Origin of the sequence: Sphingomonas sp. SORGH_AS_0870 (assembly GCF_031453175.1) — a bacterium.
GTDB lineage: Bacteria > Pseudomonadota > Alphaproteobacteria > Sphingomonadales > Sphingomonadaceae > Sphingomonas.
This window is the reverse complement of sequence record NZ_JAVIYW010000002.1, coordinates 172,577-185,312: the sequence shown is the minus strand read 5'-3', so window position 1 is coordinate 185,312 and position 12,736 is coordinate 172,577. Positions and strand designations below refer to the sequence as shown.

The following is a 12,736-nucleotide window of genomic DNA, read 5'->3' as shown; positions in this document are numbered from 1 at the left end:
CGCGCTGCGTTAGCGCAAACCATGCCCGTCGATAAAGGCCGTCACCGCGTCGAAGGTGGCGGGCAGGGTGGTGAAGCGTTCCTCGCGCTCGAACAGGTCGCCGACGCGGGGGGGCAGCGGGGGCCGCACCCCGGTCGCGCGCTCGACCGCGTCGGTGAACTTGGCCGGATGCGCGGTGGCCAGCGTCACGACGGGCACCGCGACGTCGCTCGCCCGTGCGGCGGACAGCGCGATGGCGGTGTGCGGGTCGAGGATCTGCCCGGTCGACTCGGCGGCCCAGCGCATCGCGCGGCTCATATCGTCGGCATCGACCCGTGCGCTCGTGAAGAGCGGGGCGATATTCTGGCTCTGCGCATTGGTCAGCCGCATCGCGCCCGACGATTCGAAGCCCTTCATCTGCGCCGCCAGCGCCGCGCCGTCGCGGCCGTTCGCGTCGAACAGCAGCCGCTCGAAATTGGAGCTGACCTGGATGTCCATCGACGGCGTCGCGGTCGCCTGCACCTGCCCCTTGGAATAATCGCCCGAGGACAGCGCGCGGTGGAGGATGTCGTTGACGTTGGTCGCGACGATCAGCCGCTCGACCGGCAGGCCCATGCGCGCCGCGACATAGCCCGCGAACACGTCGCCGAAATTGCCCGTCGGCACCGAAAAGGCGATGCGCTTGCCCGGCGCGCCCAGCCGGACGGCGGCGTAGAAATAATAGACGACCTGCGCCATCAACCGCGCCCAGTTGATCGAGTTGACCGCCGACAGGGTGTGACGATCGGCAAAGGCGCGGTCGTTGAACATCGCCTTCACCAGCGCCTGCGCGTCGTCGAAATTGCCCTCGATCGCGATATTGTGGACATTGGGGGCGAGGACCGTGGTCATCTGCCGCCGCTGGATCTCGGTCACGCGCCCCGCCGGGTGCAGCATGAAGATGTCGATATTGGCGCGCCCCGCCACCGCGTCGATCGCCGCCGATCCGGTATCGCCGCTGGTCGCGCCGACGATGGTCAGCCGCGTCTCGGTGCCGCGCAGTAACCGCTCGAACAACAGGCCCAGCATCTGGAGCGCGACGTCCTTGAACGCCAGCGTGGGGCCGTGGAACAGCTCCAGCAGCCACTGGTCATGGTCCAGCTGGACCAAAGGCGTCACGGCGGCGTGCGAGAAGCGGCCATAGGCGGCGTCGCACAGGTCCTGGAGCTCCTCGGCGGTCAGGCTGTCGCCGACGAACGGCGCCATGATCCTTGCGGCGGTCTGCGCATAGGACAGGCCCGCCAGCCCCTCAATCTCTTCGGGCGTCAGGGTCGGCCAGGCTTCGGGAACATAGAGCCCGCCATCGCTGGCGAGACCGGCCAGGGTCGCGCCCCGGAAATCGAGGACGGGGGCGGAGCCGCGGGTACTGTGATAGCGCATGATGCGGTGCGGCTTAACCGTGTGTGTCGGTCATCACAACCATTCGATTGCGTCGAACGACCGCCAAAGCATAGATAATTGCGGCGATGGCGGCGAACAGGAACCATTGCACGGCATAGACCAGGTGGTTGTTGGGCACCGCGTCGATATCGGGACTGGGGTTGGGCTCCAGTCCGGCGGCCGGGCTGTCCGCGACCAGCAGCATGGCTTGCGGTCGGTGGTCGAAGGCCGACTGGATCAGCGAGCGGCCGTCGGGGGCATGGGCGACATAGCCCGTCACCCGGCCGCCGGGCCAGGCGATCGCCTTGCGCGGATCATGGGTGGTGCCCAGCTGCACCTGCATCGCGCCGTGTTGCACCGAACAGGTCGCGATCAGCCGGAACCCCGCCGCCCCGGCCCCGGCGCGGCGCACCGTGACGGGCGGTCGGCACTCGGCGACGGTGCGGCGGAAGAGCAGGCTGTCGTCGGGGAACAGCGGAAAGGCGATGGGCGGCCTGGCGGGGTTGGCGGCCAGCTGCGCCAGATAGGCCTCCTTTTGCGGCAACCGATCGAGCAACTGCCACAGCCCCAGCGCGATCATCGCCGCGACCGCCAGCCCGACGATCAGCGTGGGCAGGACCGGCACCCGCTTCATGCGTCGTCGTCCGCATCGGGTCTGGCGACCGCGCCCTCGCGCGCTTCGTTGCGATATTCGGCGGCCATCAGCGCGCCCTTGGCGACGCGCAGGGTATAGACGACGCCGATGGCGGTCAGCGGCAGCCAGATCAGCATGTGCAGCCAGAGCGGCGGATGCAACGTCAGCTCGACCGCGATCGCCGCGATGGTGACGACCGTGCCCAGGATCAGCGTCAGGAAGGCCGCCGGGCCGTCACCGACATTGAAGCGGGTGAAGTCCAGCCCGCACGCCACGCAGCGATCGGCGAAGGTCACGACCTGCGCGGACAGCAGCGGCCCGGCAAACAAATGGGGCTGGCCGCAACGCGGACACAGCCCCCCGAATGCGGCCTGCGCGATGGTGGGCCGCGTAAACTCAGCCACTATGGACCGGCGCGCCCCAGCCACCCCAGACATAGATGGTGACGAACAGGAACAGCCACACCACGTCGACGAAATGCCAGTACCAGGCCGCCGCCTCGAACCCGAAATGCTGGCGCGGGGTGAAGTCGCCGCGATAGGCGCGGATCAGGCAGACGATCAGGAAGATGGTGCCGACGATGACGTGGAACCCGTGGAACCCGGTCGCCATGAAGAAGGCCGCGCCATAGTTGATCCCCTTGAAGGGGAAGGGCGCGTGGACATATTCATAGGCCTGGATCGAACTGAAGATCAGGCCCAGCACGACCGTCAGCCACAGCCCCTTCAGCACGCCGTCCCGGTCGCCGACGCCCAGCACGCCCCACAGGCCGCGCTTCTCGCCGCCGCGCTGGTTGTGGATCAGTGCATGGTGCGCCCAGGTGACGGTGGTGCCGCTGGTCAGCAGGATCAGCGTGTTGAGCAAGGGCAGCTTGAAGGCGTCGATCACCTCCAGCCCCTTGGGCGGCCAGGTCGCGGCGATGGCGGCGGCGCCCTCGGTCGCGCGCTCCACCTGTCCGTCGACGAAGCTCATCGCGGTCGGGAACAGCGCGAAGTCGAAAAAGGCCCAGAACCAGCCGACGAAGAACATCACCTCCGACGCGATGAACAGGATCATGCCGTATCGGAAATGCAGCTGGACGACGGGGGTATGGTCGCCATGATGCGCCTCGCGCACGACATCGGCCCACCAGCTGCCCATGCAGAACAGCACCGCCGCCAGCCCCGCCAGGAACGCCCAGCCGCCGCCGGGCGCGCTGTGCATCCACATGATCGCGCCCGAGGCCATGAGCAGCGCCGACATCGAACTGGCCAGCGGCCAGGGGCTCGGCGGCAGGATATGATAGTCGTGGTTCTTCGCGCCAGCCATGATCCCGTCCCTATGTTTCTCTTTTGAGGGGGAGGCTAACCCGCTTTCTTCCCCGAATCCACCGGGTAAAATGTATAGGACAGGGTGATGGTCTCGATGTCCCTGGCATCGGGATCGTTCAGGATCTTGGGGTCGATGAAGAAGATCACCGGCATCCGCGCGGTCTCACCGGGTTGCAGCGTCTGCTGGGTGAAGCAGAAGCACTGGATCTTGGTGAAATAGCGCCCCGCCTGGTCGGGGGTGACGTTGAAGGTCGCGGTGCCGGTGACGGGCACCTTCGCATTGTTGGTCGCGGTGAAGAACACCATGTCGCGCGCGCCGATATCGACCGTCTCGTGCGGGTTTTCGGGCTTGAAGGTCCAGGCCAGCCGCGAGGAGACATTGGCGTCGAAATCGACGCGGATCTGGCGGTGGACGCTGCCCGGCGCGGCGGCCCCGCGCTGGGTCGTGCCCTGATAGCCCGTCACCTGACAGAACATGCGGTAGAGCGGCACGCTGGCAAAGGCGAGGCCGGTCATGAACACCACGCCGAACAGCGCGAACGCGACCGTCCGGGCCTGGCGGGTCAGCCGCATCAGTGCATCCCCGACCGGATCTTCGACAGGGTGATGAAGAAGATCAGCACGACCAGGAAGCCGAGCAGCAGGGCCATCACCATGGCACGGGCGCGCTGCTTGGCGCGAATCCGATTCGAATCGTCAGGCGTCATGCCCAACGATCCACCACCAGCGCGCCGAAGAGAAGGAAAAGATAGAGGATCGAATATTTGAACAGCCGCTTTTCGGGCTTCATCGCATCGTCGGGCCGGGTGTGGCGAAAGGCGACCACCGCGGCATAGGCGGCGAAGATTGCGGTCCCGACGCTGGCGATCGCGCCATAGATCGCACCCGTCAGGCCCAGCGGCCAGGGGGCGACGGCGGCGATGGCCATCGGGATGGTGTAGAGCCCGATCTGCGCCCGCGTCACCCGCTCGCCCGCGACGACGGGCAGCATCGGCACGCCCGCATTGGCGTAATCGGTCTTCACGAACAGCGCGAGCGCCCAGAAATGCGGCGGCGTCCACAGGAAGACGAGGCTGAACAGCAGGAAGGGCAGCAGCGCCACTTCGCCGGTCGCGGCGGCCCAGCCGATCAGCGGCGGAAACGCCCCCGCCGCGCCGCCGATGACGATATTCTGCGGCGTCCGCCGTTTCAGCCAGACGGTATAGACGAGGACGTAGAACAGGATCGAGACGGTCAGGATGCCCGCGGCAACGTAATTGACCGCCAGCCCCATCAGCAGGACCGAGAAACAGGCCAGCCCCACCCCGAAATGCAGCGCCGACTCGCGGGTCATCCGACCGGCGGGCAGCGGACGCTTGGCGGTGCGCTTCATCAGCGCATCCAGGTCCGCCTCATACCATTGGTTGAGCGCCCCCGCCGCCCCCGCGCCCAGCGCGATGCACAATATGGCGGTGAAGCCGATCACCGCGATCGATCCCCACCGGCGCGGCCAGCATTCCGCACAGGCCGGTGAACACGACCAGCGTCATCACCCGCGGCTTGGTCAGGGCGAGAAAGTCGCGCCAGTCGGCGGGCACGAAAACGGAAGAGGGAATGCTGGACATGGGAGTCCCGCATATAGAGCTTGGCGGGGAGGGGGGCAATCGAAGCGTCTTTGCCGGGGCTGGGGGGGCCATCAAGGTCAACCTCTGGGGCGCCCCCTCCCCCGCCTGCGGGATGGGGAGAAGAATATGGCCCCGCCCGCCAAGAGCGCACCCCCTCCCGCAAGCGGGAGGGGGACGGGGGGAGGGCCGGAGGTCTCACAGAGGGCAACGTCTGTGGCTCTGCCCTCCCCCATCCCCTCCCGCCTGCGGGAGGGGCGTGCCCAGTGCCGAGGGCGTAGCTTAAATCGTCCTCAGCCCTTCAGCGTCGCCATGTCGATGACGAAGCGATATTTCACATCGCTCTTCTGCATCCGGTCATAGGCGGGTGTTGACCTCGTCCATCGCGATCATCTCGATATCGGCGGTCAGGCCGTGCTGGTGGCAGAAGTCCAGCATCTCCTGCGTCTCGGCGATGCCGCCGATCAGCGAGCCTGCCAGCGACCGGCGGCGGAAGACGAGATTGCCGACCGAGGGCGACGGGTGCGGCGAGTCGGGCACGCCGACCAGCGTCATCGTCCCGTCGCGCTTCAGCAGGACGAGGAACTGGTCCAGGTCGTGCGGGGCCGCCACGGTGTTCAGGATGAAGTCGAAGCTGTTCGCATGTTCGGCCATCTGATCGGCGTCCTTCGACACGATCAGGTCCTTGGCGCCCAGCCGCTTGGCGTCGTCGCGCTTGCCCGGCGAGGTCGAGAAGACATAGACCTCGGCCCCCATCGCGGCGGCGATCTTCACGCCCATATGGCCCAGGCCGCCCAGACCCACGATGCCGACCTTCTGGCCCGGCCCGACCTTCCAGTGGCGCAGCGGCGAATAGGTGGTGATCCCGGCGCAGAGCAGAGGCGCGACGGCGGCCAGATCGGCATCGTCATGGTTGATCTTCAGGACGAAGCCTTCCTTGACCACGATATGGTCGGAATAGCCGCCAAAGGTATGGCCTCCCAGCACGGGGTCGGGGCCGTTATAGGTGCCGACAAAGCCGGTCGTCTCGCAATATTGCTCCTCGCCGTCATGGCAGGACGGGCAATGGCCGCAACTGTCGACCATGCAGCCGACGCCGACCAGATCGCCGACCTTATACTTGGTCACGGCATCGCCGACGGCTGTCACGCGCCCGACGATTTCATGGCCCGGTACGCACGGATATTGGGTGCCCGCCCATTCGCTCCGCGCGGTGTGCAGGTCGGAGTGGCAGACCCCGCAATAGAGGATGTCGATCGCGACATCGTCGCCCTGCGGATCGCGACGCTCGAAGGAAAAGGGCGCGAGCGGGGTCTCGGCCGACTGGGCGGCATAGCCCTTGGCGGGAGTGGGCATGGAAGCTCCTCTGGAAATCTGTGACGCGACCGAAGGATCGCGGCGCCCATATGGGGCGGGCGGAGTCGCGTGCCAGCCAAGAGAAGGGCAAGTTTTTCCGATCGTTGATGATCGGATAATCGCCGGAATGCAGGATGTTATATTATCACTATACTATTGGCGGCCATGCTGTGGGGGGCAAAGATTGTCCGGAACCGGCCGGGAAAGGCGGTATCCCGGCCCCGATCCTATCCCATGAATCCCTCGTTCCAGGTCGAGGCGTCGTAATTGCCGATATTGGGAAGCACGGTCCGCAAGCCGCCCGAGTCGATCCCGAACCAACTGGCCAGCGTCGCGGCATATTGGTCGACCGACATGGTGGGCAGCAGGCGGCCTTGCCCGACATCGTCGCTGCTGTTCGTGCCGACGATCGGCGCCTTGCCATAGAAACGCTGCCCCCGCACCGCGCCGCCGACCACGAAATGCATGCCGCCCCAGCCATGGTCGGAACCGTCGTCATTGGACTGTAGCGTCCGCCCGAAGTCGGAGGCGGTGAAGCTGGTCACCTGATTGGCGACGCCCATCGCGGCGGTGGTGTCGTAAAAGGCCTTCATCGCCGCCGACACCTTGGCGAGCAGCCCCGGATGCTGCGCGACCAGATTGTCGTGCAGGTCGAACCCGCCCATCGAGACGAAGAAGACCTGCCGCTTCAGCCCCAGCGTCTGGCTGATCGCGATCATCCGCGCGACCATCTTCAGCTGGTCGGCCAGCGTGTTGCCGGAGGGGAAGAGCGGGAAATTGGCGGCGGGCGCCCCGGCCAGCGCGCTGCTCAACTGCGCCTGGATGTCGAGCGCGCGCTTGCTGATCCGGGCATGTTCGCTCGCCATCGCAAAGCCCGGCTCGGTGGTCATCAGCCCGCGCAGCGTCTCGAGCGCCGATGACGAGCCATAGAGCGTCCGGCTGCCGCCGAGCAGCGCCACCGGCCCGCCCGTGCCCACCGCATATTGGATCGCGCTGCGCCCGGTCAGATAGACGGCGTTGCCGCTGGTGTTGATGCAGGTCAGCGCGGCGGCGCCGTTGCCGCTCTGGAACACGTCGCCGATCCGCCCGCCCCAGCCGCTCGTCGCGCCCTCGGGCGTCGAGGCCTGGAAGAAGCTCTGCTGGTCGTTGTGGCTGAAGAGCTTCGGCGGCAGCCTGACGGTGCGGTTGGCATATTGCGTCTTGGTCGTGGGTTCGACCAGCGTGCCGACGTTCAGCGCCACCGCCATCTTGCCCGCCGCGAACAGCTGGCTCATCTCGGGCATCGATGGCGACAGTGCATAGGCGCGGCCCCCCGGCAGCGCGACGGCGGGATTGAGGATGCTGCCCGCCAGCGCGTCGCGCTGATAGCCGATATTGGCGCGCGCCGCGCGATAGGCCGCGAAGCTGGTCTCGTCATAGGGGACGAGCGTGTTGGCATAGTCGTTGCCGCCATACAGGAACACGCAGACCAGCGCCTTATAGTCCGACGCGGTGGCCGCCGCCGCCTCGCCGATCGCGGCCAGGCTGGTGACGAAGGGGGTGGCCGTACCCGCCAGGCCGAGCAGCGCGCTGCGCTTCAGGAAGGCGCGTCGGGACTGATCGTGGATCATGCTCATCACCGCAGGGTCAGATAGTCGGGGGAGGCCATGGTCAGCAGGATCGCGATGCCGACCCGGTTGATCGCGCCGTTGGTCGCGGTGGCCGACACGCTGTCGACCGCGCCCCGGATCGCGGCCAGCGTCGCGGTGGAGAGCTGCCCGGCGGCGAGGACCAGGTTCACCTCGTCGACCAGCGCCTGCGCATCGGCCGCCTTGGTCAGGATCGCGCTATAGTCCGCCTTCACATCGCCGGTGCCGTTGGCGATCAGGCCGTACATATAGTTCACATAGCCCATGACGCTTTGTTCGTTGGTGATCTGGAACTCGGGCGCGACCAGCCCGGCGCTGGCGATGCTGGTCCCCGCCGGGGTGTAGCCGGGCCGGTAGAAGTTGAAGACCGAGGGGCTGCGGCCCTTGCTCTGTCCCAGCCGGTTGGCGGGATTGGAGGTGTCGCCGATCGCCCAGCCATTGGACGGCGAGGTGACACCGAAGGCGCGCGCCCAGCCGGTCAGCCGCAGCACCGGCTCGCGCAGCTTGCCCGCGGTGGTGGCGCTGGACAGGGTGCGGGCTTCGCTGTCGAGCAGGATGGCGCGGATCACCGCCTTCATGTCGCCGCGCACCCCCTGGCCATTGTCGGCGAATGCGGTCGCGACGCGGGTGACATAGGCGGGGGAGGGATTGCTGGTGACGAGCCGCTGGATCAGCTGTTTCGAGATGAAGGGCGCGACATTGGGATGCGCGAAGATCGTGTCCAGCGCCGCCTTGATCCCCGCCATGCCGCCGCCCGACACGGTCGTGCCCAGAAAGCTGGACGCGCCGGTTTCGTTCAGCGCGGCGTTCATCACTAGCGGCTGGCGATAGCGCGCCGGGGTCGCGCTGTCGTTCGTCGCGGGGACCAGCCCGGTGAAGATGCGCGCCAGTCCCGACACATCGGCCTGGTTATAGGTCTCGATCGGCTGCCCGCCGTTCAGCCGGGGCGATCCGTCCATGTTGAGCTGATAGAGGCCGAGCGTGAACAGCTGCATCAGCTCGCGCGCGTAATTCTCGTCGGGCTGCGCGCCGGTCGCGGCATTGGCCTTGCGGTTCGACAGATAGGTCAGATAGCTGCCCATCGCGAAGCTGGTCGTCACCGCGCCCAGCAGGTCGCGATAATTGCCGAAGGCGTTGTCGAGCAGGATGTCGACATAGGCCGCCATGCTGAAGGCGCGCCATGCATCGTTGATGCCGTCCACCCCGACGACGAGGATGTCGAGCAGCGCCATGCCCACCCGCTGGCGCAGCTGGTCGGGCTCGACGATCATCTGGCGCCACAGAGTCGGGTCGAGCCCTGCGAGCGAGTTGCGGTTGGCCGCCGCGTCATAGCCGTTCGCAGTCAGCCAGTCCCAATGGCTGGTCGCCCGTGTCATCGCGAACTGGATCGGTCAGCCAGCCGTCATAGCCGCGCGACACGACCGCATCGATCCCGCTGCGGGTCGCGCCCATCGTCGCCTGCGCCAGGAACCGACTCGCCTCGGTGGTGGTGGGAGAGGGGGTGACGACGACGACCGGCGTGGTGGTCGAACCGCCCGCGCCGGTGCCGGTGGCCCCCGTGCTTCCGCCGCCCCCGCCGCCACAGGCCGCGAGCGCCAGCATGGGCAGCATCGCCGCGCCGCTCGCGCCGTGTCGCGCGATCGGACCCGGCCCGCCTGCCCGATGTTCGGACAGGAGGAAGTCCGCGTCCCTTTCTCCGGTCGCCTCCGCCGGTCGGATGCTGACCGTAGGTTCGTCCCGCTGCATCGCCGCGCTATCCCGCCAACCCGCCGCCCGTTGCGGCAGGACGATATGTGCCGCATCTGTGGATAACAATCGGTGAAAGGTTCCGTCGTTCGTCGCAGCTCAGGGGCGGCTCGCGGCATCACGGGCTCCATATTGGCATGCCGGACATGCAAAAGACCCCGGAGGCGATGCTCCGGGGTCTTGCAAGGGCGGTGGGGAGGCGGGCGGTCAGTCGATGCGCGGCAGCGTCTCGAACTGGTGATAGGGCGGCGGGCTGGACAGTGTCCATTCCAGCGTCGTCGCGCCCTCGCCCCACGGATTGTCGCCCGCCGGCTTGCCCGCGATCAGCGACCAGATCAGGTTGATGAAGAAGATCGCCATGCCCGCCGCCATGATCTCATAGCCGTGGGTCGCGACCTTGTTCCACAGCGCGAAGGCATCCGGATAGTCGGGATAGCGGCGCGGCATCCCCTGGAGCCCCAGGAAGTGCATCGGGAAGAACAACAGGTTCACACCCGCGAAGAAGACCCAGAAATGCAGCTGGCCGAGCAGCTCGCTATACATCTTCCCCGACATTTTCGGGAACCAGTAATAGAAGCCCGCGAACAGCGCGAAGACCGCGCCCAGCGACAGGACATAGTGGAAGTGCGCGACGACATAATAGGTGTCGTGCATGTAATCGTCGATACCGCCGTTCGCGAGCACCACGCCGGTCACGCCGCCGACGGTGAACATGAAGATGAAGCCGATCGCCCAGACCATCGGCGTCTTGAAGGTCAGCGAGCCGCCCCACATGGTCGCGATCCACGAGAAGATCTTGATGCCGGTCGGCACCGCGATGATCATCGTCGCGGCAGTGAAATACATCTTGGTGTTCACCGACAGGCCGGTGGCGAACATATGGTGCGCCCACACGACGAAGCCGACCACGCCGATCGCGACCATGGCATAGGCCATGCCGAGATAGCCGAAGACGGGCTTGCGGCTGAAGGTCGCGATGATCTGGCTGACGATGCCGAAGCCCGGCAGGATCATGATGTACACTTCGGGATGGCCGAAGAACCAGAAGAGGTGCTGGTACAGGATCGGGTCGCCGCCCCCGGCAGGGTCGAAGAAGGTCGTCCCGAAATTGCGGTCGGTCAGCAACATGGTGATCGCGGCGGCCAGCACCGGCAGCGACAGCAGCAGCAGGAAGGCCGTCACCAGCACCGACCAGACGAACAGCGGCATCTTGTGCAGCGTCATGCCCGGCGCGCGCATGTTGAAGATGGTGGTGATGAAGTTGATCGCCCCCAGGATCGACGATGCGCCCGCCAGATGGAGCGACAGGATCGCCATGTCGACCGACGGCCCCGGCTCGCCGAAGGTCGATAGCGGGGCATAGGCGGTCCAGCCCACCCCCGCGCCCGACCCGAAGAAGGGCGAGGCGAGCAGCAGCGTGAAGGCCGGGATCAGCAGCCAGAAGGACACGTTGTTCATGCGCGGGAACGCCATGTCGGGCGCGCCGATCATGATCGGCACGAACCAGTTGCCGAACCCGCCGATCATCGCGGGCATCACCATGAAGAACACCATGATGAGGCCGTGTGCTGTGATGAGCACGTTCCACAGGTGCAGCGACTGGTCGAGGCTCTGCGCGCCGCCGTGCAGCATCCCCGCCCAGATGCCCAGATACTGGATGCCCGGCTCACGCAGCTCGGCGCGCATCAGGCCCGAGATCGCGCCGCCGATGATCCCCGCCACGATCGCGAAGATCAGATAGAGGGTGCCGATATCCTTGTGGTTGGTCGACAGGAACCAGCGCGCGAAGAAGCCGGGCTTGTGATCGGCGTCATGATGCGCGTGGTGATGGTCGTCATGACCGACGAAAGCCGATCCGGGGTGAAGTGCGGTGTCGGTCATGGCTTATTGTCCAGCGTTGCCGGGGCCCGCCGGATTGCCGGTGGCGCCTTGCGCGGAAGAGGGGGACTGGGCGGGCGTGGAGGCGTTTTCGGCCGGACCCGTCACCGCGTCGGCGGCATTGGCCTGCGCCGCTTCGGCCGCCGAACCCTCGGCCCCGGGCTGCGGAATGACCGAGGAGGAGGGAGCGGCCGAACCCGGCATCTTGCCGCCCTTGGCCGCGACCCATGCTGCGAACTGCGCCGGGGGCACCGCCTGCACCGCGATCGGCATGAAGGCATGGCGCGCGCCGCACAGTTCCGAACATTGCCCGAAATACAGGCCCGGCTTCTCGATGGTGAAGCTCGTCTCGTTCAACCGGCCGGGCACCGCGTCCAGCTTCATCCAGAAGGCCGGGATCGCCCAGCTATGGATGACGTCGTTGGAGGTGGTGATCAGGCGGATCGGCACCCCGACGGGCAGGACGATGCGATTGTCCACCGCCAGCAGGCGTGGGCCGTCGGCATCGGTGCGCGCCCGCTCACCCGGCGCCACCTGATCCTTTTCCTTCAGCATGTTGGCGGTGATCTCGATCCCGCCATGATCCGGATATTGATAGGTCCAATACCATTGGTTGCCGATCGCCTTCAGCGTGACGGCCCCGGCGGGCGCGGGCTTGAACTGCGCCTGGAGCAGCCCGATCGAGGGGATGGCGATCAGGACCAGGACGACGACGGGGCCCAGCGTCCACAGCACCTCGACCAGCGTGTTGTGGCTGGTCTTGGACGGCACCGGATTGGCGGCCCGGCGATAGCGGAAGACGACCCAGGCGAGCAGCAGCAGGACGAGGACGCAGATGGCGGTGATGACCGGCACCAGCACGCCATTGTGCATCCAGTGCGCGAACTCGCCGTTCTTCGTCACCTGCGGCTGGAGCCCGATGCGGCCGTCGATCGGCAGGCCGACCTTCGGGTCGATGGTGGTCGCGGGCGCGCCGTCCTGCGCCAGCAGCGGGCTGGTCGGGGCGGCGGTGGCGGGCGCGGCGGCGCTGGTCGGCGCGGTGTTGGCGACGCCCGCACCCTCGGCCGCGGCCTGGGGGACGGGCCTGGCGGGCGCGGCCGGAGTCGCAAGGGCGGTTCCCGACAGCGCGGCGCATCCCATCCCGGCGGCGATCGCGATCGCCTTCATCCGTCTGGGCATCCTCAT

The 12,736-nt window shown here is 67.0% G+C and carries 11 protein-coding genes and 2 pseudogenes; all 13 read right to left on the bottom strand.

Going from position 1 to position 12,736, the window contains the following annotated elements:
* Positions 1-9 precede the first annotated feature (9 nt).
* Positions 10-1,398 carry a threonine synthase gene (gene thrC / locus QE363_RS01215; protein WP_309690961.1) on the bottom strand — a complete coding sequence of 463 codons (1,389 nt, stop codon included), beginning with the start codon at positions 1,396-1,398 and terminating at the stop codon, positions 10-12.
* 13 nt (positions 1,399-1,411) lie between these two features.
* On the bottom strand, positions 1,412-2,032 hold the full coding sequence (locus QE363_RS01210) for an SURF1 family cytochrome oxidase biogenesis protein (RefSeq protein ID WP_309690957.1): 621 nt from the start codon (positions 2,030-2,032) through the stop codon (positions 1,412-1,414).
* Positions 2,029-2,469 (bottom strand): DUF983 domain-containing protein, encoded by a 441-nt coding sequence (locus QE363_RS01205; RefSeq protein ID WP_405053155.1) that lies wholly within the window; start codon positions 2,467-2,469, stop codon positions 2,029-2,031. The genes QE363_RS01210 and QE363_RS01205 overlap by 4 nt, the downstream gene beginning before the upstream one ends.
* A complete protein-coding gene (locus QE363_RS01200; protein WP_307101520.1) occupies positions 2,429-3,340 on the bottom strand; it encodes a cytochrome c oxidase subunit 3 in 912 nt (303 codons plus the stop codon). Before QE363_RS01200 ends, QE363_RS01205 begins: the two co-directional genes overlap by 41 nt.
* Before the next feature lie 35 nt (positions 3,341-3,375).
* The gene (locus tag QE363_RS01195; RefSeq protein WP_307101518.1) at positions 3,376-3,915 is read right to left on the bottom strand and encodes a cytochrome c oxidase assembly protein; all 540 of its coding nucleotides are present in this window, start codon (positions 3,913-3,915) and stop codon (positions 3,376-3,378) included.
* Complete coding sequence (locus QE363_RS01190; RefSeq protein ID WP_307101516.1) at positions 3,915-4,049, bottom strand: hypothetical protein; 135 nt, start codon at positions 4,047-4,049, stop codon at positions 3,915-3,917. Before QE363_RS01190 ends, QE363_RS01195 begins: the two co-directional genes overlap by 1 nt.
* A pseudogene (locus QE363_RS01185) lies at positions 4,046-4,946 on the bottom strand (heme o synthase). Before QE363_RS01185 ends, QE363_RS01190 begins: the two are co-directional and overlap by 4 nt.
* Before the next feature lie 290 nt (positions 4,947-5,236).
* Positions 5,237-6,299: pseudogene (locus QE363_RS01180) on the bottom strand (NAD(P)-dependent alcohol dehydrogenase).
* 227 nt (positions 6,300-6,526) lie between these two features.
* Entirely contained in the window at positions 6,527-7,915 is a 1,389-nt protein-coding gene (locus QE363_RS01175; RefSeq protein WP_309690948.1) for a DUF1501 domain-containing protein, read from the bottom strand.
* Complete coding sequence (locus QE363_RS01170) at positions 7,915-9,303, bottom strand: DUF1800 domain-containing protein (protein WP_309690946.1); 1,389 nt, start codon at positions 9,301-9,303, stop codon at positions 7,915-7,917. The genes QE363_RS01175 and QE363_RS01170 overlap by 1 nt, the downstream gene beginning before the upstream one ends.
* Positions 9,254-9,742, bottom strand: coding sequence for a hypothetical protein (locus QE363_RS01165; protein ID WP_309690944.1), 489 nt, complete (start codon positions 9,740-9,742; stop codon positions 9,254-9,256). Before QE363_RS01165 ends, QE363_RS01170 begins: the two co-directional genes overlap by 50 nt.
* A 138-nt stretch (positions 9,743-9,880) precedes the next feature.
* Positions 9,881-11,554 carry a cytochrome c oxidase subunit I gene (gene ctaD, locus QE363_RS01160; RefSeq protein ID WP_309690941.1) on the bottom strand — a complete coding sequence of 558 codons (1,674 nt, stop codon included), beginning with the start codon at positions 11,552-11,554 and terminating at the stop codon, positions 9,881-9,883.
* Positions 11,555-11,557: 3 nt separating this feature from the next.
* A complete protein-coding gene (coxB, locus tag QE363_RS01155) occupies positions 11,558-12,718 on the bottom strand; it encodes a cytochrome c oxidase subunit II (protein WP_309690938.1) in 1,161 nt (386 codons plus the stop codon).
* Positions 12,719-12,736: the final 18 nt, after the last annotated feature.